Origin of the sequence: Tessaracoccus coleopterorum (genome assembly GCF_011174705.1) — a bacterium.
In the GTDB taxonomy this organism is placed as follows: Bacteria; Actinomycetota; Actinomycetes; order Propionibacteriales; family Propionibacteriaceae; genus Arachnia; species Arachnia coleopterorum.
Genome location: NZ_JAANIJ010000001.1, coordinates 2937367 through 2961497 on the forward strand (window position 1 = coordinate 2937367; position 24131 = coordinate 2961497).

At 69.6% G+C, this 24131-nt stretch carries 18 protein-coding genes, 2 tRNA genes and 9 pseudogenes; 19 read left to right on the forward strand and 10 right to left on the reverse strand.

Features of this window, described 5'->3' with window-relative positions:
- Positions 1-54 precede the first annotated feature (54 nt).
- From G7085_RS33235 to G7085_RS18950, 6 genes are all read left to right on the forward strand, one after another.
- Positions 55-1290, forward strand: a complete 1236-nt coding sequence (locus G7085_RS33235; protein ID WP_197512087.1) for a PEP-utilizing enzyme — start codon at positions 55-57, stop codon at positions 1288-1290.
- Positions 1280-1681, forward strand: a complete 402-nt coding sequence (locus G7085_RS18930) for a TetR/AcrR family transcriptional regulator (RefSeq protein ID WP_197512088.1) — start codon at positions 1280-1282, stop codon at positions 1679-1681. Before G7085_RS33235 ends, G7085_RS18930 begins: the two co-directional genes overlap by 11 nt.
- Before the next feature lie 73 nt (positions 1682-1754).
- Positions 1755-1955 (forward strand): hypothetical protein, encoded by a 201-nt coding sequence (locus G7085_RS18935; protein WP_197512089.1) that lies wholly within the window; start codon positions 1755-1757, stop codon positions 1953-1955.
- A 319-nt stretch (positions 1956-2274) separates the two neighbouring features.
- Positions 2275-2832, forward strand: a complete 558-nt coding sequence (locus G7085_RS18940; protein WP_197512090.1) for an MFS transporter — start codon at positions 2275-2277, stop codon at positions 2830-2832.
- Positions 2823-3065: an MFS transporter gene (locus G7085_RS18945; protein WP_197512091.1), complete on the forward strand. Its 243-nt coding sequence runs from the start codon at positions 2823-2825 to the stop codon at positions 3063-3065. Before G7085_RS18940 ends, G7085_RS18945 begins: the two co-directional genes overlap by 10 nt.
- A 70-nt stretch (positions 3066-3135) precedes the next feature.
- Positions 3136-3486 (forward strand): hypothetical protein, encoded by a 351-nt coding sequence (locus G7085_RS18950; protein WP_197512092.1) that lies wholly within the window; start codon positions 3136-3138, stop codon positions 3484-3486.
- Between the two features lie 121 nt (positions 3487-3607).
- Here G7085_RS18950 and pepN read toward each other — a convergent pair.
- Positions 3608-6192: pseudogene (gene pepN, locus G7085_RS18955) on the reverse strand (aminopeptidase N).
- Positions 6193-6414: 222 nt separating this feature from the next.
- On the opposite strand from pepN, the pseudogene ligA reads away from it, so the two are divergent.
- The 10 genes and pseudogenes from ligA (at position 6415) to G7085_RS19015 (ending at position 15181) form a co-directional block, all read left to right on the forward strand.
- Positions 6415-8428, forward strand: a pseudogene (ligA, locus tag G7085_RS27790) (NAD-dependent DNA ligase LigA).
- Positions 8429-8433: 5 nt separating this feature from the next.
- Positions 8434-8913, forward strand: coding sequence for a ribose-5-phosphate isomerase (locus G7085_RS18980; protein WP_197512093.1), 480 nt, complete (start codon positions 8434-8436; stop codon positions 8911-8913).
- The gene (locus tag G7085_RS18985) at positions 8910-9152 is read left to right on the forward strand and encodes a DUF1707 SHOCT-like domain-containing protein (protein WP_197512094.1); all 243 of its coding nucleotides are present in this window, start codon (positions 8910-8912) and stop codon (positions 9150-9152) included. The genes G7085_RS18980 and G7085_RS18985 overlap by 4 nt, the downstream gene beginning before the upstream one ends.
- Positions 9131-9376, forward strand: a complete 246-nt coding sequence (locus G7085_RS18990; protein WP_231979713.1) for a hypothetical protein — start codon at positions 9131-9133, stop codon at positions 9374-9376. Before G7085_RS18985 ends, G7085_RS18990 begins: the two co-directional genes overlap by 22 nt.
- A gap of 438 nt (positions 9377-9814) precedes the next feature.
- Positions 9815-10626, forward strand: a pseudogene (locus tag G7085_RS18995) (Fpg/Nei family DNA glycosylase).
- Positions 10627-10637: 11 nt separating this feature from the next.
- Positions 10638-11344 (forward strand): annotated as a pseudogene (locus G7085_RS19000) (HAD family hydrolase).
- A pseudogene (locus G7085_RS19005) lies at positions 11344-13788 on the forward strand (glycoside hydrolase family 65 protein); the annotation flags it as partial. The pseudogenes G7085_RS19000 and G7085_RS19005, both read left to right, overlap by 1 nt.
- Before the next feature lie 25 nt (positions 13789-13813).
- Positions 13814-14185 (forward strand): hypothetical protein, encoded by a 372-nt coding sequence (locus tag G7085_RS27795; RefSeq protein WP_231980832.1) that lies wholly within the window; start codon positions 13814-13816, stop codon positions 14183-14185.
- Positions 14116-14277 carry a hypothetical protein gene (locus G7085_RS19010; RefSeq protein ID WP_197512096.1) on the forward strand — a complete coding sequence of 54 codons (162 nt, stop codon included), beginning with the start codon at positions 14116-14118 and terminating at the stop codon, positions 14275-14277. The genes G7085_RS27795 and G7085_RS19010 overlap by 70 nt, the downstream gene beginning before the upstream one ends.
- Before the next feature lie 244 nt (positions 14278-14521).
- A complete protein-coding gene (locus G7085_RS19015; RefSeq protein WP_197512097.1) occupies positions 14522-15181 on the forward strand; it encodes a hypothetical protein in 660 nt (219 codons plus the stop codon).
- Here the strand turns inward: G7085_RS19015 and G7085_RS19020 are convergent.
- The 5 genes and pseudogenes from G7085_RS19020 to G7085_RS19055 all read right to left on the reverse strand — a co-directional run bounded on the left by G7085_RS19020 (position 15124) and on the right by G7085_RS19055 (position 19981).
- Positions 15124-16128, reverse strand: coding sequence for an exo-alpha-sialidase (locus tag G7085_RS19020; protein ID WP_197512098.1), 1005 nt, complete (start codon positions 16126-16128; stop codon positions 15124-15126). The two genes, G7085_RS19015 and G7085_RS19020, sit on opposite strands and share 58 nt — an antisense overlap.
- A 118-nt stretch (positions 16129-16246) precedes the next feature.
- A pseudogene (locus G7085_RS35585) lies at positions 16247-17603 on the reverse strand (tripartite tricarboxylate transporter permease).
- Positions 17600-18109 carry a tripartite tricarboxylate transporter TctB family protein gene (locus G7085_RS19040; protein ID WP_197512101.1) on the reverse strand — a complete coding sequence of 170 codons (510 nt, stop codon included), beginning with the start codon at positions 18107-18109 and terminating at the stop codon, positions 17600-17602. The pseudogene G7085_RS35585 and the gene G7085_RS19040 overlap by 4 nt, the downstream one beginning before the upstream one ends.
- Positions 18109-19199 (reverse strand): annotated as a pseudogene (locus G7085_RS35590) (Bug family tripartite tricarboxylate transporter substrate binding protein). The gene G7085_RS19040 and the pseudogene G7085_RS35590 overlap by 1 nt, the downstream one beginning before the upstream one ends.
- A complete protein-coding gene (locus G7085_RS19055; protein ID WP_197512104.1) occupies positions 19106-19981 on the reverse strand; it encodes a dihydrodipicolinate synthase family protein in 876 nt (291 codons plus the stop codon). Before G7085_RS19055 ends, G7085_RS35590 begins: the two are co-directional and overlap by 94 nt.
- 97 nt (positions 19982-20078) lie before the next feature.
- On the opposite strand from G7085_RS19055, the pseudogene G7085_RS35595 reads away from it, so the two are divergent.
- Together G7085_RS35595 and G7085_RS35600 are read left to right on the forward strand one after the other, a co-directional pair.
- Positions 20079-20273: pseudogene (locus G7085_RS35595) on the forward strand (GntR family transcriptional regulator); the annotation flags it as partial.
- A 41-nt stretch (positions 20274-20314) separates the two neighbouring features.
- Positions 20315-20842, forward strand: a complete 528-nt coding sequence (locus G7085_RS35600) for a GntR family transcriptional regulator (RefSeq protein ID WP_408647140.1) — start codon at positions 20315-20317, stop codon at positions 20840-20842.
- Here the strand turns inward: G7085_RS35600 and G7085_RS19065 are convergent.
- From G7085_RS19065 to G7085_RS19080, 4 genes are all read right to left on the reverse strand, one after another.
- Positions 20749-21045, reverse strand: coding sequence for a hypothetical protein (locus G7085_RS19065; RefSeq protein ID WP_197512106.1), 297 nt, complete (start codon positions 21043-21045; stop codon positions 20749-20751). The two genes, G7085_RS35600 and G7085_RS19065, sit on opposite strands and share 94 nt — an antisense overlap.
- A 326-nt stretch (positions 21046-21371) precedes the next feature.
- Positions 21372-21447, reverse strand: a tRNA-Pro gene (locus G7085_RS19070).
- Positions 21448-21500: 53 nt separating this feature from the next.
- Positions 21501-21571: transfer RNA gene (locus G7085_RS19075), tRNA-Gly, on the reverse strand.
- Positions 21572-21623: 52 nt separating this feature from the next.
- Positions 21624-22517 (reverse strand): patatin-like phospholipase family protein, encoded by an 894-nt coding sequence (locus G7085_RS19080; protein ID WP_331715797.1) that lies wholly within the window; start codon positions 22515-22517, stop codon positions 21624-21626.
- Between the two features lie 126 nt (positions 22518-22643).
- On the opposite strand from G7085_RS19080, the pseudogene tig reads away from it, so the two are divergent.
- A pseudogene (gene tig / locus G7085_RS19085) lies at positions 22644-24022 on the forward strand (trigger factor).
- Positions 24023-24131: the final 109 nt, after the last annotated feature.

The window sequence follows — 24131 nt, forward strand, 5'->3', positions numbered from 1 at the left end:
TTCCCGCCGTCGACCTGGCAGGGCGACCCGCGCCAGACGGCCTTCCTGGACGAGGTGGCGGCCCTCGAGGCCCTCGACCTCGCGGCCCTGCCCTGGCGCGACCTCGTCGGGGTGCCCGAACGGGCGCTGGAGACGCTGATCCCGTGCCGCGATCTGCGGATCGACTACCTGCCCGGCGCCGGTCTCGCGATCGCCCGGTTGGTCGCCGTCACGACGGTGCTCCGCCGCCGGGCGCTGATCGCCGACCTGCTGGGTGGCGCGCGCACCCGCACCGAGGACGCCAACGACGCGCTCGCGGCGCTGGGTGACCAGGCCCGTGCCGACCCCACCCTCCTCGGGCTGATCGAGCACGGGCATCCCGGGGACGAGCTCGCCGCGCGCTTCCCCCGCTTTGCCGCGGCGCTCGGGGCTTTCATCACCGAGTTCGGGAGGCGCGAGACCGTCTCGCCGCTGCTGGTCAGCCCGCCCACCCTCGCCGAATCCCGGACACGGTGCTCGCGATGGTCCGTGCGGCCGCCTTGGACCAGCCCGGGGAGGGGCGCGCCGGTCACGTTCGGCGGCGGCGTCGGCCTCGCTGCTGGCGCACCCACTGCTGCGTGCCTACGGGGGCTGCGACGCCGCTTCGAGGGGTTCGTCGCCGCCGCGCAGGCGGGTGTCGCCTTCCGGGAGGACACGCACTTCTACTTCACTGCCGCGCTTCCGGTGTTGCGGAGGTCGCTCCTCGAGATCGGTCGCCGGCTCACGGCCGTCGGCCTGCTCAACGACCCCGCTGAGGTGTTCCACCTACGGTGGGCCGAGGTCGCGGCGCTCCCCGGGCCTGCTGCCATCCCGGCCGCCCGGCTCGGGGTGCTCCGCGACGCGGTGGTGCGGCGGGCGGCGCTGCGCTCGGAACTCGAGGGGGTCCCCCTGTTCGACGCATCCCGCTACTTCCCCGCCCCGCCCGGGGCGATGCCCTCGTGGTGGGCACCCCGCGGGGCAGGGACCGTGACGGGCGTGGCCCGCATCGTGCTCGGCGCCGACGACTTCGGGCGGCTCGGGGCGGGCGAGGTGCTCGTGTGTCCATACACCAACCCGTCCTGGACGCCGCTGTTCCAGCGGGCCGCCGCGGTCGTGGTCGACAGCGGGTCCACCGCCTCACATGCGGCGATCGTGGCGCGCGAGTACGGCCTGCCGGCAGTGATGGGAACGGGCCGCGGCACGTCCGTGATTGCGGACGGGCAACGGGTGAGAGTCGATGGGACACACGGCACGGTCGTGTCGGCCGAGGGGATGGACGGGCATGGGGCGTGACCACCGCAGCGGGCCGCGGCGCCGCGGCGACGCCCTCGTCACCGCCATCCTGACGGCCACGGTCGACGAGTTGCGGGAGAGCGGGTACGCGGCACTCACGATGGACGCCGTCGCGAGGAGGGCGGGCACCGGAAAGGCCTCGATCTACCGGAGGTGGACCTCCCGCGCCGAGTTGGTGCAGGAGGCCGTCTACCGGCTCGTGCCATCCCCGGGCGACCTTCCCGACACGGGAACCCTCCGCGGTGACCTCCTGGCCATGCTGCGCGGCACCGCCACGACGCTGGCCGGCCCGGCGGGTGAGGCGCTGCGTGGGCTGCTCGCGGAGGCGTTGCCCGACGCCGGACGGGTGGCGGGCTGCGGGCCGGTTCACTGGGGCGCAACGCCCAACTGATGGCCGAGGTGCTGGGCAGGGCCGTGGCCAGGGCGAGATCCGGGACGGCGCCGTGGTCGGGGAGCGACTCGATGTGGGCGGCGCGCTCGTGCGCAACCTGTTCCTGTTCCGGGCCGGTGGCATCCCGGACGACGACCTCGTGGGCATCGTCGACGCGGTGCTGTTGCCGCTCTTCTCGACGGTCCCGAGCGGGCCGCATACCGGTCCGCGGGAACCGGACGCCACCGGGGGCCGATCGGATAGGATCTGCGACCATGAACCTGTTGCCCCTTGAGGTCCTCCCGGGCTGGCCCGAGCCCGCGCCGTTCAGCGACCTGCACATGTGGCTCCTGCTGATCATCGGGCCGTTCGCCCTCGGCGCGGTCGTCACCCTGATCGCCTTCGCGCCCAAGCTCGCGCGCGGTGATCGTGGGAAGGCCGCGGCCCCACCAGGGAACTGGTCGCCCCCGAGCGCTGACCAACTGACGCGAAGAGTGGGTGGGCCTCCGGGCCCACCCCACTTTCCCATGCCCGGACATCTTTCCGGTGCCCCGTCCGGAGGCGGTAGATTCGTGACCGCTCAGCGCCGAGCGTTGGACGTCCGATGATTAGGGGTGCTGAGCCACATGACCGAACTGAGTCCGCGGCGCCGCCGTGCCGCCCTGCTGTCACTGGCGCTCGGCGGGTTCGGCATCGGCTCGACGGAGTTCGTCGCGATGGGGTTGCTTCCCGAGACCGTGCAGTCGCTGCTTCCGGAACTCTGGGCCTCCGATCAGGAAGCGGCGCTCGCACGCGGCAGCCTCATCATCTCCGCCTACGCGGCAGGCGTCGTGTTCGGCGCCTTCACCGTGGCCATCGCCACGGTCCGGCTTCCGCGCAAGGTGGCCGTCACCGCCTTCTGCGTCTCGTTCACCATCGGCACGCTGCTCGCCATCTCGGCCCAGACCTTCCCGTGGCTGGTGGCGGCCCGGTTCGTCGCCGCGCTGGCGCACGGGGCCTACTTCGGCTTCGCGTCCCTGATCGCGGCCGAACTGATGGGCCCCGGCAGCCGCGGCAAGGGCATCGCGTTCGTGCTGTCCGGCCTCACGGTGGCCAACGTGATAGGGGTTCCGCTGTTCACCCTGGTGGGCCAGAACTTCGGATGGCGGGCCGCCTACCTGGGGTGGCGCTGATCTTCGCCGCCGCGTCGGTGGCCATCTGGTTCTTCGTACCGTGGCAGCCGGGCAACCCGAACGCGAGCATGCGCGCCGAACTGCGGGTCTTCCGGCGGCCCCAGGTGTGGTTGACGCTGGCGATCGGATCCATCGGGTTCGGCGGCTTCTTCGCCGTCTACTCCTACGTCTCGCCAATGGTCACCGATCTGGCGGGGCTTCCCCCTCCTTCGTGCCTGTCACGCTCGTCGTGATCGGCGTCGGCATGACCATCGGCACCCTGCTCGGCGGGCGCCTGGCCGACCGCGGGCGCTGCGCACGCTGGTGGGCGTCTACCCGTGGTTCATCGCGGCGCTGCTGGTGCTCGGGGCGTTCTCCCGGCAGCCTGTGGTGCTGCTGATCTTCCTGTTCGCGATGGCGACGCTGTCGTCGGTGATGATGCCCGCGATCCAGACGCGGTTGCTCGACGTCTCGGGCGACGCCCAGACGCTCGCCTCGGCGCTGAACCACGCGTCGCTCAACATCGGAAACTCGATGGGTGCCGCGCTGGCTGGCGCCGTCATCGCGGCCGGGTTCGGGCTCACCGCACCCGCCTGGTTGGGAGCCTCGCTCGCCGCCCTGGGCCTCGGGCTGGCGCTGGTCTCGGGCCTGCTGCAACGCCGCGGGATGCGGTGATCGGCGGCCGGTGGCCGATGGTTCCAGCGTGACCGACCGGAGCAGGCCACTGACCGGCTGCCACCGGTGGGTGGAACGGGGCGGCACCGGTTGATCCGGTGCCGCCCCTGGCTCGCGCGGGTCAGGCCTGACGGCTCCGCTCCTGCGCCCGCAGCGCGCGGCGGGCCTCGTCGAGGCGTTCGTTGACGGCGCGGCGGACCTGCTCGCTCGGCTCGTTGTCGCCCAGCCACGCCTCCACCGTGGCCACGAGGGAGTCGGACACCAGCGGCTGCGGGAACAGCCACCGCAGCGCCGTGCCGATCGCCGCGTAGCCCTTGGCCTCCCAGATGCCCTCGCGGCGGGAGATCCGGCCGAGCAGGTCGAGGTAGGCGGCCGGGTACGGCTCAAGCACCTCATCCTGGCCGTAGCGCCAGAAGCCCATGCAGATCGCGCGGTGCGTCTCGTTCGGTACGTCGGGGTCGGCGGTCGCCAGCGTCCAGGCCTGCGCCTTCGAGTCGGCGTCGGGCAGCGCGGCCGCGGCGCCAGCTGCCGACTCGGCCCCCGCGGAGGTGTTGTCGCGGTCGAGTTCGGCGCCGATCTCGTCGTGGCCGATCGCGCCCAGCTTCGCCAGCGCGCTCGTGATCGACCAGCGCATGCCGGTGTCGATGGCGAGACCCGCAGGCACCTCCTCGTCGTTCAGCCAGCCCGTGAGCAGGTCGACGCCGCCGGAGCGCACCGACGCGATGAGCGCGCGTGCGAGCAGCACCTGCTTGTCGGAGCCCGGTTCGGCCGCCTTCAGGAGCTTCGCGAGCCCCGTGACGAGCTTGGCGTTGAGGTCGTCACGCAGTTCGGGTGCGGTGAACGACAGCGCGGCGCTGCCCGCCTGCCCGAGCAGGGTGGAGACGGCGGCCATGTCCTCCTCGGTCGGCAGCCCGGCCAGCACGAGGGAGACGTAGTCCTGCGCGGCGAGTTCGCCGTCGCGGGTGGCCTCCCAGAACGACGTCCATGCCACGGCCCGCGCCAGCGGGTCCGTGAGGCCACCGAAGTGGTCCACCAGGGTGCGGGTGGACTCGTCGTCGAGGCGGATCTTGGCGTAGGTGCGGTCGCCGTCGTTGAGCAGCACGAGGTCGCCCTTCGCGACGCCGACCAGGGCGGCCACGGCGGTGCGTTCACCCATGACGTCGACCTCGACGTAGCTGGTGCGGTTCAGCTTCCCATCCGCGTCGAGCGCGTACAGGCCGATGCCGAGCGGGTGGGTGCGCAGCGTCGGGTACTCGTCGGTGGCGCCCTGGACCACGTCGAAGCGGGTGAACCGGCCCTCGTCGTCGATGTCGAAGTCGGCGGTGAGCGTGTTCACGCCGGCGGTCTCGAGCCACTGGCTGGTGTACCAGGAGAGGTCGCGCCCGGAGGCTGCCTCCAGTTCGACGAGCAGGTCGCCCAGGGTGGTGTTGCCGTAGGAATGCTTCACGAAGTACTCGTGGACGCCCTCGGCGAAGGCCTTCTCGCCGACCACGGACACCAGCAGCTTCAGCACCGAGGCGCCCTTGGCGTAGGTGATGCCGTCGAAGTTCTGCTCCACCTTCTCCAGATCGGACATGTCTGCCGCGATCGGGTGGGTCGTGGACAGCTGGTCCTGCAGGTAGGCCCACGCCTTGCGCTCGTTGCTGAACGACGCCCACGGGTTTGCTCCGGTGGAGTACCGCTCCGCGATGACGTCGTTGGCGTAGTGCGAGGCCCACTCTGCGAACGACTCGTTCAGCCACAGGTCGTCCCACCAGCGCATCGTGACGAGGTCGCCGAACCACATGTGGGCCAGCTCGTGCAGGATCGTGTTGTCGCGGGCATCCATCTCGCGTGACGTCACGCGGGAACGGAACAGGTACTCGTCGCGGAACGTGACGCAGCCCGCGTTCTCCATGGCGCCTGCGTTGAACTCGGGCACGAAGATCTGGTCGTAGGTGCCGAAGGCGTAGGGCACGCCGAAGGTACCCTCGAACACCTCGAAGCCGTACTGCGTGGTGGCGAAGATGCGCTCGGCGTCCAGGTGCTGCGCCAGCGACTGCCGGCAGGCCACGGAGGCGGGCACGTCACCGGAGGTCGACGCGATGGTGGAGCGCTCCACGTGGAACTCGCCCGCCACCAGCGCCGTGATGTAGGTCGACATCTTCTTCGTGGTGGCGTGCTCGAAGCGGCCGAAGCCGTCGCCGATGTCGGTGGGCTGGATGCTCGCCGCGTTCGTGAACACGACCCACTGCGACGGCGCGAGCACCGTGAGCTGGAAGGTGGCCTTCTGATCGGGCTGCTCGGCGTTGGCGAACATGCGCCGCGCGTCGGCCGTCTCGAACTGCGTGTAGAGATACACGCGCTGGTCGACCGGGTCGACGAAGCGGTGGAGGCCCTCACCGGAGTTGGAGTACCGGCACACGGCGACGATGCGGATCTCGTGCCCGCCCTCGGACAGCTCGGGGAGCGGCAGCCGGTACCCGTCGAAGGAAGAGGTGTCGAAGGCCTCGCCGTCGAGGGTGGCGGCCCGGACCTCGTCGGCGATCAGGTCGAGGTGGGTGGACCCCCGGTGGACGTGAAGCGAAGCGTGGTGTCGGACAGGAACTGGCGCTCCGGCTCCTGCACCTCCCGCCCGGTCAGGTCGACGGTGACCACGTAGGCCTCGGTCGAGATTACCCGCGAGCGGGCCGCTGCTTCAGCGCGTGTGATGTTGGCCGTGGCCATGCGACGTGTCTCCTTGGATCGGCCCCTGTCGTGGCTGACTGCGGGCGCTCTACCGGGTCATTGTTCTACGAAGCGCGCCCGATCGGTTGGATTTCGACGGGCGGGTGGCCGATCTGACACCTGTGGAACGATGGGACGCATGAGTGAACACGTCGACGCTGAGTCCGGAGTCACCTCCCCGGGCTCCGCCGCCGCTGGACCGAGTTGAACGCCCTCCTCACCATGGCGCAGGAGTCCTACTACGGTGCTGACTCGCCGACGCTGTCGGATGCCGCCTACGACGAGGCGATGCGTGACCTCCAGGCTCTCGAGGATGCGCATCCGTCGCTGGTGAGCCCCGACTCGGCCACCCAGCGGATCGGCACGGCGCGGATCACCGAGTTCCAGCCCGTCACGCATCTGCGCAGGATGCTCTCCCTCGACAACGTGTTCAGTGAGGAGGAACTGGAGGGCTGGCTCGCCCGGACCCCGGCGGAGGAGTACCTCTGCGAGCTGAAGATCGACGGGCTGGCCGTCGACCTCGTCTACCTGAACGGCCGGTTGAGTGTCGCCGCGACGCGCGGCGACGGCCGGGTGGGGAGGACGTGACACCCAACGTCGCCACCGTCCAGGGCATCCCGCACCGGCTGAAGGGCGAAGTGCCTGCGGTGCTCGAGGTACGCGGCGAGGTCTTCTTCCCCGTCGCGGGGTTCGAGGAGCTCAACGCGTCGCTCGTCGAGGCGGGCAGGGCCCCGTTCGCGAACCCCCGCAACGCCGCGGCAGGGTCGCTGCGGCAGAAGAACCCGGCCGTGACGGCAGGCCGCCCGCTGCGGATGCTGGTGCACGGCATCGGCGAGATCGACGGGGAGCACTTCGACAGCCAGTCGGGTGCCTACGAGAGGATGCGGGCCTGGGGCCTCCCGTCGCCGAGACGTTCCGCGTGCTGCGCAGCGCCGCCGATGTGCTGGACTTCGTGGCCCACCACGGCGAGCACCGCCACGACCTCAGCCACGAGATCGACGGCATCGTCATCAAGGTCGACGACCTGGCGGCCCAGAACCGCCTGGGAGCGACCTCACGCGCCCCGCGGTGGGCCATCGCCTTCAAGTACCCCCCGAGGAGGTCAACACGAAGCTGATCGACATTCAGGTCAACGTCGGCCGCACCGGCCGCGTCACGCCTTTCGGCGTGATGGAACCCGTGTTCGTGAGTGGCTCGACAGTCGAGATGGCCACGCTCCACAACGCATTCGAGGTGGAGCGCAAGGGCGTCCTGATCGGTGACACCGTCGTGCTTCGCAAGGCCGGCGACGTGATCCCGGAGATCGTCGCCCCCGTCGTCGCCCTCCGCGACGGCACCGAGCGGGCCTTCGTGATGCCGACGCACTGCCCCTCCTGCGGCACCGAACTGCGCCCGGAGAAGGAGGGTGACAAGGACATCCGCTGCCCCAACTCGCGCTCCTGCCCGAGCCAGCTGAGGGAGCGGCTCTTCGGACTGGCCTCGCGGGCGCCCTCGACATCGAGGCGCTCGGCTGGGAGGGGGCCGCCGCTCTGCTCGAATCGGAACGCCTCACCGACGAGGGCGACCTCTTCACGCTGACCGCCGACGACCTGCTGCAGACCGACTTCTACACCCGCGCCGCCAAGCCCGCGGAACTCGCCGCCGCCGACGTCGTCGTGCGCGAAGCCCGGGTGCTGTCGACGGTGGGCAGAAGCTGCTCGCCAACCTCGAGTCGGTCAAGGAGCAGCCGCTGTGGCGGGTGCTGGTGGCGCTGTCGATCAGGCACGTCGGCCCCACCGCCGCGCGCTCGCTCGCGGCGCACTTCGGCTCGCTCGACGCTATCCGTGCGGCGGAGCTCGACGAACTCGCGGGCGTCGACGGGGTCGGCCCGGTGATCGCCGAGTCGGTGCGCTCCTGGTTCGCCGTCGACTGGCACGTCGCGATCGTCGACAAGTGGGCCGCGGCCGGGGTCCGGATGGCCGACGAACTGGACGAGTCGCTCCCGCGCACCCTCGAGGGGCTGACCGTCGTGGTGACCGGATCGCTCGAGGGGTTCAGCCGTGACGGTGCCAAGGAGGCGATCCTCTCGCGAGGCGGGAAGGCTGCGGGCTCCGTCAGCAGGAACACCGACTTCGTGGTGGTGGGCGCCAATGCCGGGTCGAAGGCCGACAAGGCCGAGTCGCTCGGGCTGCGGATCCTCGACGAGGCGGGCTTCCGTGCCCTGCTCGACGGGGGCCCGGACGGGCTGGGACACTGATGACCATGCGAGTCCACATCGCGACCGACCATGCCGCCTTCGAGTTGAAGCAGCACCTGGTCGTCGAGCTGCAGGCCGACGGCTTCGACGTCGTCGACCACGGCGCTGGCACCCTCGATCCTGCCGACGACTATCCGCCGCTGATGATCGCGTGCGCCGAGGCGGTGGTTGCCGACCCGGGGTCGCTGGGGATCGTGCTGGGCGGCTCCGGCAACGGCGAGCAGATCGCGGCCAACAAGGTGCCCGGCGTGCGCGCTGCGCTCGCCTACAACGTCGACACCGCCCGGCTCGCCCGGGAACACAACGACGCCAACGTCGTGGCGCTCGGTGGCCGGATGCAGTCGCTCGAGGAAGGCCACGCCATCGTGCGTGCGTTCCTCGACACCCCGTTCTCCAACGGGGAGCGACACGCGCGTCGGATCGCCATGATCGCCGAGTATGAGAACGGCGGCCGTGCGGCCGCCGAGGTTCTGGAGGACCGATGACCGTCCCTCTGCCCGTGCCGCAGTCGTCCGAGCCCGCCTGGGAGAGGTTCGTCGCGGACCCGCGACGGCCACGCAACGCCGAGATCAGGGTCGGCCACGCCGACCGTGACGTGCTGGCGGACCTGCTCGCCGACGCCTACGCCTACGGGAAGCTCGACAACATCGAGTACAACGAGCGGCTCGACCGGGCGATGGAGATCAAGACGGTCGGGAGATCATGCCGCTGGTGGGTGACCTGATGACGGTGCCGACCACGACCGTGCGGGGTGTCGGGCACGGGCGGATGCTCGCGTCACGGATCCTGTATCTGATCGCGGGCACCGTGGTGGGCCTCAACGTGCTGATCTGGCTGCTGGCCAGCCTGTCCGCCGGGTCGCTCCTCTACTTCTGGCCCATGTGGGTCGCCGTCGGGATGGTCGTCCCCGTGGTGATCGGCGTGGCGTTGGGCCGCTCGACGGACTGATCGCGGCGGGGCAGCAGCCTGGCGCGAAGCGCGCGGTCCTTGTCGACGAGACCCGAGATCCCGTCGCGCCCGAACTCCCTCGGCTGCTGTTCCGTCATGCCGTAATCGTAGCCACGCGCCCCCGCGCCGCTCCGGGGAGGGGCCGCCGTCAAAAAAAACGGCCAGTGGCCGCTTCTGATCGGTCCTGCTGGAAATAGTGGCCACTGTCCCGGCCTTCCGGGGAGGGGCCGCCGTCAAAAATCGGCCAGTGGCCGCTTCTGATCGGTCCTGCTGGAAATAGTGGCCACTGTCCCGGCCTTCCGGAGGAGGGAGCCGCCGCCAAAAATCGGCCAGTGGCCGCTTCTGATCGGTCCTGCTGGAAATAGTGGCCACTGTCCCGGCGTTCCGGGAGGGGCCGATTTTTTCGGGACGGCCCGGGACGCGGGCTAGATTGGCAGGATGCCAGAGGGACACGTCACACACCGCCTCGCCACCGCGCTCACCGAGACCTTCGGCGGCCGAGCCGTCGCCGTCTCCTCGCCGCAGGGCAGGTTCGACGCCTCGAGCCTCGACGGCACGGTGCTCGAGGGTGGCGACTCCGTCGGCAAGCACCTCTTCGTCGATTTCGCGGGCGACCAGAGCGTCCACATCCACCTCGGGCTGATCGGCAAGTTCATGTTCCAGGAGTACGCCGAGCCGTGGGCCAGGTGCGGATGCGTATCACCGACGGCGTCACCGCCGCCGACCTCCGAGGGCCGCAGTGGTGCCGCATCCTGACCCCGACGAGAAGCGCGCCGTCATCGACGCCAGCGGCCCGACCCGCTGCGCGATGACGCCGATCCCGACCGCGGCTACGCCCGGGTCAAGCGCTCGGGAAGTCGATCGCGGCCCTGCTGATGGACCAGAAGGTGGCTGCCGGCGTCGGCAACATCTTCCGCGCCGAGGTGCTCTACCGGCACCGGCTCAACCCGACCACTCCCGGCCGCGACATTGATGCCCGCACGTGGCGGATCGTCTGGGACGACCTCGTCGGCCTCATGCACTACGCCGTCGACAACGGCCGGATCGACACGGTCCTCGAGGAGCACGGGCCGGAGGCCCAGGGGCGCCCGCCGCGCGTCGACCGGCACGGCGGCGAGGTCTACGTGTACCGCCGGGCCGGCCTGCCCTGCCTGGTGTGCGGCACGCCCATCCGCTCGGCGACCCTCGAGGGACGCAACCTGTACTGGTGCCCTCGGTGCCAACGCCGGAAATCCGCGCCCCGACGGTAATAGGCTGGGGGATGGAGTGGAGTCGCTACCATGCCGTCCTGTTCGATCTCGATGGGGTGATCACGCCCACGGCCGAGGTGCACAAGCGTGCCTGGGCCCATGTCTTCGCGCCGCTGCTGGCCGGGATACCCGGCCAACGCCCCTATGGAGACGATGACTACTATGCCTACCTCGACGGAAGGCAGCGCGCCGAGGGCATCCGCGACCTGCTCGCGGCACGTGGCATCCGGGCCCCCGAGCACGCAGGGGACGGCGAACTCAGCGTCGCCTCCATCGATGAGGAGAAGAACCGGCTCTTCCGGGAGTCCCTCTCCCGTGAGGGGATCGAGCCCTATCCCGGCACCGCCGCGCTCGTGCGTGGCCTGGCCGGCGACGGGGTCCTGCTGGGTGTCGTGTCGTCGTCACGCAATGCGCGGCACGTGCTGCTGGCCAGCGGGCTCGCCAGCCTGTTCGACGTCGTGGTTGACGGCGACGACATGGCGGCCGCCCACCTTCCGGGCAAGCCGGCGCCCGACGCCTTCCTCTACGCCGCGGAGCTGCTCGGCATCGTCGCCCGCGGTGCCATCGTCGTCGAGGACTCCGTCCCGGGGTCGAGGCGGGCGCAGCGGGAGGTTTCGCGCTCGTGGTCGGTGTCGACCGCGGCGCCGGGCCCGACGCGCTGAGGGCGGCGGGAGCCGACCTGGTGGTGGCCGACCTCGGGGAGCTGGTGGACGGGTGATCCGCGACGTCACGGCCGACCCACTGAACCGGTCACGGTTCCCGGCGCGGCCGTGGGAACTCACGGAGCTCGAGTGGGACGACGCTGACGTCGGCGCCACCGAATCCATCTTCGCGGTCGGCAACGGGTATCTGGGGATGCGCGGCAACCCGGAGGAGGGGCGCCCCACGTACCTGAACGGCACGTTCATCAACGGCTTCCACGAGACATGGCCCATCAAGCACGCGGAGGAGGCCTTCGGGTACGCGCGGACCGGGCAGACCATCGTCAACGTGCCAGACGCCAAGGTCATGCAGCTCTACGTCGACGATGAGCCTCTGACCCTCCCTGTGGCCGACCTCGACTCCTACCAACGCACGCTCGACTTCCGCACCGGTGAGCTGCGGCGCACCATCGTGTGGCGCACGCCGGGCGGAAAGCGGGTACGCGTGCGCAGCTCGCGGATGACGTCGTTCACCGACCGGCACCTCGCCCTGCTGGAACTCGAGGTGACGATGCTGGACGGCGACGCCCCGGTCGTCGTCTCGTCGCAGATCGTCAACCGGGAGGACGGCCCCGCCGCGCGCGCCGAGGCAGGATCTCCCGGCTTCGACCCGCGTCGGGCCGCGCCGCCGGCCGACCGCGTGCTGCAGCCGGCCATCGACCGGCACGACGACACCAGGATGCTGCTCGGCTTCGAGACCTCGCGGTCGAAGATGACGCTCGCGGTCGCCGCCGATCATGTCATCGAGACCGAGAACGCGTTCGCCGTCGAGGTGAGCACCGGCCCGACCAGGCCACCCAGGTCTACAGCGTGGCGGCGCGCCGGGGCGTGCCGTTCGTGGTGCGCAAGGCCGTCGCCTACCACTCGTCCCGTGGCATCTCCGTCGGTGAGCTCTCCGACCGGTGCGAGCGCACGCTCGACCGGGTCCGGGGCGAGGGGTTCGACCATTACCGTGCGGGTCAGCGGGCCTGGCTGGACGGCTACTGGGCGGCGAGCGACGTGGTCATCGAGGGCAGCCGGCCATCCAGCAGGCGGTGCGGTGGTGCCTGTTCCAGGTGGCCCAGGCGGCGGCCCGTAGCGACCAGCTCGGGATCCCGGCCAAGGGCGTCACGGGCTCCGGCTACGAGGGCCACTACTTCTGGGACACCGAGATCTACCTGGTGCCCTTCCTCTCCTACACGTCGCCGTGGCTCGCCCGCAACGCGCTGCGCTTCCGGGTGAACCTGTTGCCGCAGGCGCGGCTCCGGGCAACCGTCATGTCGCAGCGGGGAGCCCTGTACCCGTGGCGGACGATCAACGGGGAGGAGGCGTCGGCCTACTACGCGGCGGGCACGGCGCAGTACCACATCGACGCCGACGTGGCCTACGCCTTCACCAGGTACCGATCCGCCACCGGCGACCGTGGGTTCATGTACCGCGACGGCGCCGCCGTCCTGATCGAGACGGCCAGGATGTGGGCCGACCTCGGGTTCTGGCGTCAGGGCGCCGACGGGCCGCAGTTCCACATCCACGGCGTGACCGGCCCGACGAGTACACCGCGGTGGTCAACAACAACCTCTACACCAACGTGATGGCCCGGGCGAACCTGCGGGCCGCGGCCCAGTTGGTGCGGGAGATGCGGGAAGTGGACCCAGAGGCATACGAGCGGGTTGCCCGGTCGCTCGACCTCGGCGGCGACGAGGTCGGAGACTGGGAGGAGTGCGCCGCGAAGATGATGATCTCGTTTGACGAGACGTTCGGCATCCATCCCAGAACGACACGTTCCTCGCCTCGGAACTCTGGGATCTCGAGAACACGCCCGATGATCAGCGGCCCCTCCTGCTGCACTTCCACCCGCTCGTGATCTACCGCTTCCAGGTGTTGAAGCAGGCCGACGTTGTCCTGGCGCTACTCCTGCAGGGCCACGAGTTCACCGATGAGGAGAAGCGGGCCGATTTCGAGTACTACGACCCATCACCACCGGCGACTCGACGCTGTCGGGGCCGTCCAATCGGTGATCGCCGCCGAGGTCGGATACCAGGACATGGCGATGCAGTACTTCCTCGGAGGCCTGTTCGTCGACCTTGCCGACCTCCACAGCAACGCCCGCGACGGGGTGCACGTCGCCTCCGCCGCCGGCGTGTGGACGGCACTGATCCACGGATTCGCCGGGATGCGCGACCACGGAGGTGACATCTTCTTCGACCCGAGGCTGCCAGTGGAGTGGCCGGCGATGACGTTCCGGCTACGGGTGCGGGCTCAGTCATGCGTGTCTGCCTGACCGCTTCCTCGATAGTGTTCGACCTGGAGGAAGGAGATCCGTTGGAGGTCACTGTGAGGGACGGCGCGTCGGGATCGGTGACGACGGATCGGTCAGCATCCGGCTGTACGGCCAGGGGAGCGATTGGCCTCGCTCGAGGGGAGCCACCCCATCGTCGGGCTGCACCGCAGCGACGGCTCGGTCGTCCGCGCCGTGCTCCCGGAGGCCTGGCCCACGGCGGTCAACGGTGAACGGCCTCGAGCTCACCGGCCCCATCGAGGAGCGCTTCGAATGGCGCGAGCTTCCCGACGGTATCGAGATCACAGGAACGGGCCGGCTGCTCTCACTGAGCGTCACGTTCCCCGGCTGGCTCACGCCCCGCGTGTCCGAGGAAGCCGTCGGGATCGACCTCGAGCATGAGGCGGGGGTCAGCGCCCGCGTGCGGTTCCGGTCGGGGCAGCGGCTGCGTCTCGAGGTCACCGTCGAGTCCGACACCGACGATCTGCTCGCGGTCCCGGGGCCGGTCCTCCGGGTCGGGGGGCCCGCCCGGTGGTCGCCTGGTTCGCGGGCGCTTCCGGCGAGATCGTGCTGCCCGGTCCCGATGGGCCCGGGATGCTGACGCAGCGCAGGGGTCTGTCCCAGCCGTACGGCGAGCCGGGGCCGGGTATCTCCTCGAGGAGGAGGTCACCCTGCGCGCCCGGCATGCGATGAGCGCCGCCTGGACCTACGAGGCCTATCCCGGAGGGCTCCTCGACGTGCCGGCCGAACCGTCGTGGCTGCCCTGGGTGCGGTACGTGGAGCGGGGCTACCCCGTCGAGGTGATCGCCCCCGACGGTACCGTGACCGCCGATCCGGGATGCAGGGTGGTCGAGGTCGATGACGAGTTCGAGATCTACCCACCCGAGGGGCTCTCTGACATCGGATTGTGGGGCGCAGGGGCCGGACCACCCTCGAGGTGGGCGCCTACCGTGGCGTCGCGGAGCTGCGCGCGCGGGTGGCCCGCGAGGCTCCGCAGGACGACGTCTGGTGCTATGTGGCGCTCAGGCACCTGCTGGAGACGACGTTCGACGATCGGCTGATCGACCGGATCGACGCCGTGCTCGGTGAGCTCGAGCCCACGGCGACCGCCTGGTCGGCTGCCGCCTGCCAGCTCGCCACCCAGCTCGGTCTGCCTCTGGAGGCACAGGCGCGCGGGGCGGCGACGCGCGTCCTGGCCCGGGGAAGGGCCGACGATGTGCTGCTGCTGGCGATGCACCAGTTGGCCCCGGTCGACCCCACCTCGGGCGGCTGGCCGATCGGTGACTTCGACCGGATGGGTATCGAGGCGGTCGCGGCGCTCAACTACGGACGTGTGACCACCGACGACCGGGCGGAGCGCGGCCGTGACGTCGCGGTGGCGAAGCTGTTCGCCGCGGGCTGGGGAGTCGGAGCGGGGGCTGCAGGCCGCGGCCTGCGCCCAGGTTGCCGAGGGGCGGCTGCTGAGCCGGTTGTCGGCGCGCACCAACGCCCTCGACGTCGCCTGGCTGTCCATCCAATGATGGGCAGACACCCAGGATTTCACGATCCTCTGTGGGGAAGCCGAACCAGGGCGATCGATCTGCGCTGCCAGGAGTAGGTGACCCACACCTCCGGGCCCACCACGATCATCGCGGGGTAGGAGTACTCGCCCGCGCCGTCGGTGACCACGCCGGTGGCCGACGCGGCGGCGGGGCTGCCGTCCGCCTCGCCGGGCGCGCCCTCCTCCAGCACTGTCACCGGTCGCCATGTGAGCCCGTCATCTTCTGACGACGAGACGATCAGGCGTGATCTCGCACCCCAGTCGCCTGAGGCGTCGTTGTGCGCACACCAGATGCGTCCGTCCGGGAGCACGACCGCCGCGATGCCGGAGTTGTTGTTGGGCAGCCCGGTGGGCTGCAGCGCCGGCCAGTCGGCGGGGTCGTCGGTCGCCGACCGGTAGACGCTGCCCTCCGTCGACCGGGCGAGGGCGACGAGCCTGGTGCGGCGCCCCGGCACGAGCGTGGGTTGGATGCAGCCTGCACCTCGGAGGCCCCGATGCTCGAGGGGGATGGGGTGACGCACCCACGAGCCGCCTCCGTCGTGAGTCGCGTCGATGAAGCAGTCCCACCTGGCCGGGTCCCAGCTCTCCACCGACCCCGGCGCCAGCCAGAGGCCGCCCAACGGGAGAGGTGCCTGCCGGGTGGGGCCGCGCCCGCCGGTCGTGTCGCCGGCGATGAGGGGAGCCGGCGACTCCCAGGTGCGGCCGCCGTCGTGCGAGCGGGTGACCCAGGTCTCCCAGCTATCGATCCGGTGGCCACGCTTGTAGAACAGCCAGACGGACCCGTCCGGCCCGTCCGCGAGCACCGGGTTCCAGTGCGGCACCCGGTCGTCCGGGGCCAGCGGTGTGGGGCGACCGGCGGCACGCATCACCGTGATGCCGGTCTCGGGGTGCCCCTCGTGTGGCCCGGCGAACCACGCGAAGAGGCATCCACCGTCCGCCAATGCCAGAAGGGTGCTCGCGTGCACCTGGACGCCGTCGACGGGCGGCGTCAGTAGGTGGGTCACGCCGCCTCCTTCCGCGCGGCGATCGCCTTGGAGATGACCGGCCACAGCAGCGAGCCGGCTGCGAGGATGAGCAGCACCAGCGAGATGGGGCGGGTGAGCAGTTCGTAGGGCTGGCCGATCAGCAGGGCCCGGCGCAGGTTGGCCTCCGCGAGGGGCCGAGGAGGAAGCCGAGCACGATCGGCCCGGCAGGGATGCCGACCCGCCGCAGGACGAGGCCGATCACGCCGAAGACCAGCATCTGCACGACGGTCAGCACGTTGTTCGTGGTGGCGTAGGTGCCGACGATGCAGAACACCACGATGATGCCCAGATCAGCTGTGGCTTCAGATCCAACAGCTTCGTCATCCCACGCGTGCGGACGAGGCTCACGATCGTCGACACGAGGGTCGCCAGCAGCATGATGGCCACGATGGTGACCACGATGTCGGGTCGCCGCTCGAACAGTGACGGCCCGGGCTGGATGCCCCAGATGATCATCGAGCCGATCATGATCGCCATCACGGAGTCGCCCGGGATACCGAGGGAGAGGGTGGTCGTCAGCGCGCCGCCCAGCGTCGAGGAGGACGCTGTATCCGCGCCGACGACACCCTCGATGGAGCCCTTGCCGAACTCCTCCGGATGCTTCGAGATCGCCTTGGCACGGTTCCACCCGACGAGGCCGGCGATGTCGCCGCCCGCCGCGGGGATGACGCCGATCAGGGCGCCGAGCACGCCCGACTGCACCATCGGCTTGGCGACCCGCTTCATCTCCGCCCGATTGGGCCACCAACGCCCGAGCGACGAGATGGGGCGCACCTTGCTGGCGTGGTGGGTGAGTATCTGGTCGAGCACCTCGGTGATGCCGAACAGGCCGATGATCAGCGCGATGAAGTTCAGGCCACCCTTGAGTTCGTTGGTGCCGAAGTCGAACCGGGCGTCGCCGGTGATGGGTCGAGACCCACCATGCCGAGCGCGATGCCGAGCAGACCGGCGAAGATGCCCTTGGCCAGCGACTGCGACGCGATCGAGATGATGACGGTGAGGCCGAACACGACGAGCGCGAACATCTCGAACGGGCCGAACCGCAACGCGAAGTCGGCGATCGGTCGGGCAAGGAACACCAGTACGAGCATCGACATCAGGATGCCGACGGTGGTGGCGATGGCCGAGACAGACAGCGCGAGGCCCGCCTGACCCTTGCGTGCCATCGGGTAGCCGTCGAGGGTGGTCGCCACCGCTGCGGGAGTGCCGGGGGTGTTGACGAGGATGGAGGGGATCCGGTCGCCGTACTGGGCGGAAACGTAGATCGCGAGCAGCATGGCGAGGCCCTGGGCCGGCTCAAGCGTCAGGGTGAAGCTGGTGGCCAGCGCCACAGCCATCGAGATCGTGATGCCGGGGAACACCCCGACCAGCAGGCCGAGGCCGAGCCCGATGACGAGGCAGAGGAGGGCCGTCGGCTCGAAGAGCGCGGACAGGCCGTCGACGAGCGCGTTCACAGGGGAACCTTCAGGAGGAGTTGGAACACCAGGTAGAGGGTCGCCGCGACGATGGCAGGGAACAGCAGGAGCGTCGTCCAGCGGCGTAGGCCGTAGGCCCAGTTGGTGACGATGAGGAATGCGGGGCCGAGCACCAGGAAGTTGACGCCGACCTGCCACAGGGCCAAGACCGCTATGAGGGCGGCCACCGTGACGCCGACCTGGATCCAGCCTGAACGGCGGGACGGGTCGACGGTCCGGTCGATGGAGACCTTGAGCACCGCATTGACGAGCATCCACACACCGCTGAGGATGATGCCGCCGGAGATGACGGTCGGCCACCAACGGGATCGATGCCGCCCGTCTCGTTGCGCAATGGGATGCTGCGGGCCGTCACGAGCAGAAAGACGCCGAAGACGATGACCACCGCCGCCGTCACCCTCTCCAGGGTGGGGAGACGGCCGCGGTGGTCGCTTCGTCCGCGGGGTCGGCGGCGCGTCGGCCGCCGACCCTGCAGCGTCGTCCATCACTGGCCGATGAGGTCCGCGAACCGCTTCGCCTCGGACTCGGCGAACTCCGTGAACTCCTGCGAGCTGCGGTAGACGACCAGGTTGCCGCTGGAGGTGATGACGTCACGGTACGACTGCTGCTCGGTGGCAGCCTTGATGGACTCCTCGAGCTTCGCCTTCACGTCCGCAGGCAGGCCCTTCGGTGCGTAGATACCGCCCCAGCCACCGATCTCGAGATCGAGGCCCTGCTCCTTGGCGGTGGGGACGTCAGGAAGCTCCGGGTGGCGCTCGGAGTGGAAGATGGCAAGCACCTTGAGCTTGCCGTCGGCCAGGTTCTGCTTCACCTCGTTGACACCGGAGGCGGCCGCGTCCACCTGGTTGCCGAGGACCGCCGCCACGGCGGGGCTCCGCCGTCGAAGGGCACCGACTTGATCTGTGCGCCCGACTCCTTGGCGATGCTGATGCCTGCCAGTTCCCAGATCGAGCCGGCACCGGAGTTGGAGACGGTCATCTCCTTGGTCTTGGCGGCCTCGACGAACTCAGTGAGCGTGTTGTAGGGGCTGGAGGCGGGCACCGACAGGACTCCGGGGCCGAGCATGATCTGGCCGAGCATGTCGAAGTCGGATGGTGCGATGTCGTAGTTCATGCTGCCGAGCATCGCGATCTCGACGGGACCGAACCCGATGGTGTAGCCGTCGGCAGGCTGGTCCTTCACGTACAGCATTGCCGTCGAGCCGGAGGCACCCGGACGGTTCTCGACGATGATCGACTTCCCGATGATCGGCTCCATCGCGCCGGCGAGGGCGCGGGAGGAGAGGTCTGATCCGCCGCCTGCCGCGGCCTGCACGATGAGGGTGATGTCCTTTGTCGGGAAGTCGGTTACGGGCGCCGGGGCGCCCGACGAGGCGGGTGAGGTCGGCGGGGCGCTGGTGGGTTCTGTTCCGCGGCTTGTGCAGGCCGAGGTGCCTACGGCGATGGCGGCGGCGGCGGTGCCGAAGATGAGGGTGCGTCGTTTCATGAGGTGGCTCCTAGCTGTGCTGCGAGTTCGACTACTTCGTCGATCCGGGTGCGGACATCTGCTTCTGGTTGATCGATGACCATGCGGCATGCACCGCCGGCCCTGCCCTGGATGTCCAGGGCGTGCTTCAGGTTTGCGATGCTCGGGCCGAGTACGGGAACTACCCTGCGGATCACGTCCTGGGCCCGTGCGGCGGCATCGTCGTCGCCGCGTCCCATGGCGTCGCGCAGGACGGCCCATGGGGTGGGGCATGCTCCGCTCACTCCGGAGACCGACCCCGTGCCGCCCGCCGCCATGACCGCCGGAACGTCGGCGTCGTTGCCCGACCACAGCTTGAACCCGGCCGGGGCGTTGGCGAGGTACCCGGCCACCCGTGTGGATGCGCTCGCCGATACCTTCACCCCGGAGATCCCCGAGGCGAGGACCTCGCCCAACTGCTCCGGCAGCACGTCTGTGACGGCGACGTCGGGGTAGATGTAGCCGTAGAGCTCACCCTCGCATGCCTCCTTGATGGCGGCCCAGTGGCGGATCACGCCCTGGGTGCTCGCGGGAAGGTAGTACGGGGTCAGTGCGGCGAACCGCTGCGCCCCGAGGCGCCGCGACCCGGTGGCCAGCGCGACCGAGGCCGCCGTGCTGGGGGAGCCGAGATGGACGACGGTGCGGGCCGGCCCGAACGTCTCCAGGCAGGCCGACACAAGTTCCGCGTGCTCCGCCTGGCTGAGCGTGAGGAACTCACCGGTGGTGCCCGCGACGAAGACGCCGTCGACGAGCGGCTCGAGTTGCTGAAGGTTGTCACGGAAGCCCTTGTGGTCGATGGCCCCGTCTGGTGTGAATGGCGTGATGAGCGCCGTGAGGATCTCCGGTTGGTTCATGCGTCCCACTTCGTCGTGTCGTTGACCGTTAACGGTTAACGAAACGGTAGCGGTGGGGCGAGAGTGTGCAAGAGTTTCCCGAAAGAAAGGGGCGTCCATGTCGGTGCCTGCCCTGAAGGCCGTCGCGCTCGGTGAGCAGCTTGCGGCGCTGCTGCGTTCGAAGATCGTGCGTGGCCAGCTGGAACCCGGCGCACACCTCGTCGAGGACGCCCTCGCGGCCGAGTACGGGGTGAGTCGCGGCCCGGTGCGCGACGCGCTCCGCGCGCTCCTTGCGGAGGGGCTGCTGGAGAGCCGTAAGCGGGGTACTTCGCGAAGGCGTTCACGCAGCACGACGTGGATGAGCTGTATGCGATCCGCGGCGCCGCCGAGCGGTTGGCGGGGGAGTTGGCCATCGCGAGCGCAACTGTCGACTGGGGCCGTGCGGAGGCGCATCTGGACGCGATGGGGCGGTGCGCCGAGGTGGGCGACTACGACGGGTTCGCCGAGGTGGACCTCGAGTTCCACACGGAGTTCTTCGTGAACTCGGGTAACTCGCGGTTGCTCGGACTCTGGCGGCAGTACCAGCCGACCTTCGCGACGCTGCTGGGCATCACGAATGCCCAGGATGCCGACCTGCACCCGTCCTACCGGGACCATCTCCAGTTGATCGACCGTGCGAGGGCCGGCGATCGTGAGGGTCTCGCGGCGGCCCTCGCCGACCACCTCGACGGCTCGCACCGGCGGTTGAGCCGGACTGTGGCGGCGAGGTCGGCCCGGAGGGCGTCCGCTCAGTTGAGTTCCACCGTTGCCTGGGTGGTCGGGGCATCGGGTGCCGTCGGGGGCGTGCCGCCCACCTGCTCTGCCTTGGAACCGGCAAGGTAGCCGGCGATGGTTCCGAACAGGGTGAAGACGCCGGTCAGCACCTCCTTGTTCGATGTCAGGAGCACCGTCGTCACCGCGAGGATCGCGAGTGTGATCAGCCCGTACACCCGGGCAAAGGTCGGCGACAGCGTCCGCTTGACCGATCCGCCCGATCCGTTCGTGCGCGGCCAGCCGTAGGCGATCGTGAACAGCAGTGCCAGCACCGTTCCAAGCGCGGAGACGACAAGGATGTTGTTCCACATGATTCCCCGATCTCAAGTTCAGGCATTCTCTCTCCGGGGCGACTGGTGGGGGCGCCCGCAGGAACGTGGCTCAGAGGCGCGCGGCGAGTCGCGCGCACGCCCGTTGGGGTAGGTGGAGGTCGCCGTGGTGAGCGCCCCGTCCCCGCCTGCCCGAGTGTGAGTGGGGGCGGTGTCGGGTCGGGCCATCCGGGCGGGGCGTAAGCCATGAAGGAAGCTGCCAGCGGGGATGTGGTTTCCGGTGTGCGGCCCTGCGAGGGCTCAGCGCTGGTTGGTGAGCGTCGTTCGAGTGGTCGGGGCGACAGGACTCGAACCTGCGGTCTCCTGCTCCCAAAGCAGGCGCGCTAGCCACTACGCTACGCCCCGTGAGCGACGGCGGCCCTGTCTGAACTGTGTCTGACAAGGCCGCCGGCACCTCGAGCGGATGACGGGAATCGAACCCGCGTAGCTAGTTTGGAAGACTAGGGCTCTACCATTGAGCTACATCCGCAGAACCGCGGATCAGTGTATCAGCGATCCCCGGCCAGCACATTTCGGCGGTTTCAGTCGAGCCCGAGGAAATCCAGGAGCCGCGGAAGCTGCCGCTGCGACTGGCGCCTGCCCGCCTCGAAGGTGGCCCGGAGCCTCGTCAGATTGCGCTCGGAGTTCGCGATCGGCATCTCGTCGGGGAAGATCAGGAATGCCCGGCCCTCCCGCTCCGCCTGCAGGAGTTCCTCGAGGCTCCGGTTGTAGTTGGCCGGCCTGTCGACGAGCGCACGGGCGATCTCCGGGTATCTCCGGAAGACGTGGCGGTACGCCTTGGGAAGCTTCGGCGGCTGCTTGCGGTAGCCGCGCTCCCTGGTCATCACCACGAGGAACCGGTCGTAGCCGTCGGCCTTCGCCGCGTCGTGCGCGAAGCCGCCGGTCGGGCCGAGCGCGCCGTCGCAGTAGACGACGTCGTCGATTGTGGTCAGCGGCATCAGTGCGGGCATCGTCGAGGAGGCGCGGACCCGGCGCATCAGGTCGAGCGGGGTATCGATGTCGTCGCGCGACCAGTAGACCATCTCCCCGTCATCGCACCGGAATGCGCCCACCCTCACCTCGGCTGGATTCGCGCTGAAGGTCGCGTAGTCGAACGGCAGCACCTGGTGCGGCTCCGAGGTCTGCTCGTAGATCCACTCCGAGTTGAAGACGCCCTTGCCCTGCAGCCACGTGCGCCAGTCGCCGAACTCCGGCTCGGCGGCGAGATCGATGAACGACCGCTCGGCGCGCAGTGGATCGCGGGAGACGTAGTTGGCCACGCAGGTCGTGCCCGCGGAGATGCCACCCACCCAGTCGGCGTGGATGCCGGCCTCGAGCAGCGTCACGAGCACGCCGGACGAGAAGGAACCGCGCATGCCACCGCCCTCGAAGATCAGTGCCGTGTCCGTGACGTTGCTGGTGATGGGTTCTCGCACGCACACATGCTAATCACCCTCGGGGTGCCGATCCGGGGAGGAGCCGGGCGCCGTGCCCCAATTGGTGGCTGGGGCCCCGCCCGATACACTTATCCGCGAACCTCATTCACTTTCAGGAGTCCATTCGTGCCTAGCACCGTTGAGAAGCTGAGCCCGACGCGGGTCAAGCTCACCGTCGAGATCCCGTTCGCCGACCTTCAGCCCTACCTCGATAAGGCCTACAAGGGGATTGCCGAACAGGTCAACATCCCCGGTTTCCGTAAGGGCAAGGTGCCCTCGACCGTCATCGACCAGCGGTTCGGCCGCGGCGTTGTGCTGCAGGAGGCCATCAACGAGGCCATCCCACCGCCTACAACGAGGCGATCGACGAGGCCAAGGTGTGGCCGATGGCCCAGCCTGAGATCGACGTGACCAAGCTCGAGGACAAGGAACTCGTCGAGTTCACCGCCGAGGTCGACGTGCGTCCCGAGGTCAAGCTGCCCGACTTCGACAAGGTTGCCGTGACCGTCGATGCGCCTGAGTCGGCCGACGACTTCACCGCCGAGCGTCTCGAGATGCTCCGTGAGCGCTTCGCCACCACCAACGAGGTCGACCGCGCCGCCCAGGAGGGTGACGTCCTCACCATCGACCTGGTCGCCACCCAGGACGGGCAGGAGCTCGCCGACGCGACCGCCGAAGGCATCACCTACAAGGTGGGCCAGGAGAAGAACATGCTCGAGGGGCTCGACGCGGCCGTCACCGGCCTCAAGGCCGGCGAGTCCAAGTCGTTCACCTCGACGCTGGTCGGCGGCCAGTTCCGTGGCCAGGACGCCGACATCGCGGTCACGGTCAAGACCGTCTCGGAGCAGGAACTGCCCGAGCTGGATGACGAGTTCGCCCAGATGATCTCCGAGTTCGACACCGTCGAGGAGATGAAGGCCGACCTCCAGCAGGCCGCCGAGGCCCAGGTCAAGGCCGAGCAGTATGCCAACGCCCGCGACAAGGTCCTCGAGGCCGTCGTCGAGCAGACCGACTTCGAGCTGCCCGAGGCAGTGCTCGCCGGCGACAAGGAGGCGCGCCGCGCCGAGATCCAGCGCCAGCTCGCGCAGGGCGGCCTGACCGTCGAGGCCTACCTTGAGCAGGCCGACGACGAGGACGCCGAGACCGCAGACGAGTTCTGGGCCTCGATCGACGAGCGCTCCGAGCAGGCGTTGCGCGCCCAGGTGATCCTCGACGTCTTCGCCGACGAGAGCAAGATCGACGTCTCGCAGCAGGAGCTGACCGAGATGATCTTCCGCCGCGCCCAGCAGAACGGTTCCTCGCCCCAGGACGAGATCAACCACATGATGGAGCACAACCACATGCCCGAGTGGATGCAGGAGATCCGCCGCGGCAAGGCCCTGGCCCAGATCTGCGCCGCGGCCACCGTCACCGACGCCGAGGGCAACACCCTCGACATGTCGCTGCCGACCGCTGATGACGACGCGGCAGAGGCCGACGACGCCGCCGAGGCCGAGGAGAACTGATCCGGTAACACCGGACAGAGCCTGAACGGGGCCGCCGCGATTTCCACCGGGGAATCGACGGCGGCCCCTTCCGTTTCCCCTGCCGATAGACTCGGCGCGCTGAGGAGGA

Coding starts and splice junctions, on each gene's coding strand:
- G7085_RS18930 (WP_197512088.1), top strand. CDS start 1,280: ATGGGGCGTGACCACCGCAGCGGGCCGCGGCGCCGCGGCGACGCCCTC.
- G7085_RS19055 (WP_197512104.1), bottom strand. CDS start 19,981: ATGAACCAACCGGAGATCCTCACGGCGCTCATCACGCCATTCACACCA.
- G7085_RS18980 (WP_197512093.1), top strand. CDS start 8,434: ATGCGAGTCCACATCGCGACCGACCATGCCGCCTTCGAGTTGAAGCAG.
- G7085_RS18985 (WP_197512094.1), top strand. CDS start 8,910: ATGACCGTCCCTCTGCCCGTGCCGCAGTCGTCCGAGCCCGCCTGGGAG.
- G7085_RS19040 (WP_197512101.1), bottom strand. CDS start 18,109: ATGGACGACGCTGCAGGGTCGGCGGCCGACGCGCCGCCGACCCCGCGG.
- G7085_RS18990 (WP_231979713.1), top strand. CDS start 9,131: ATGCCGCTGGTGGGTGACCTGATGACGGTGCCGACCACGACCGTGCGG.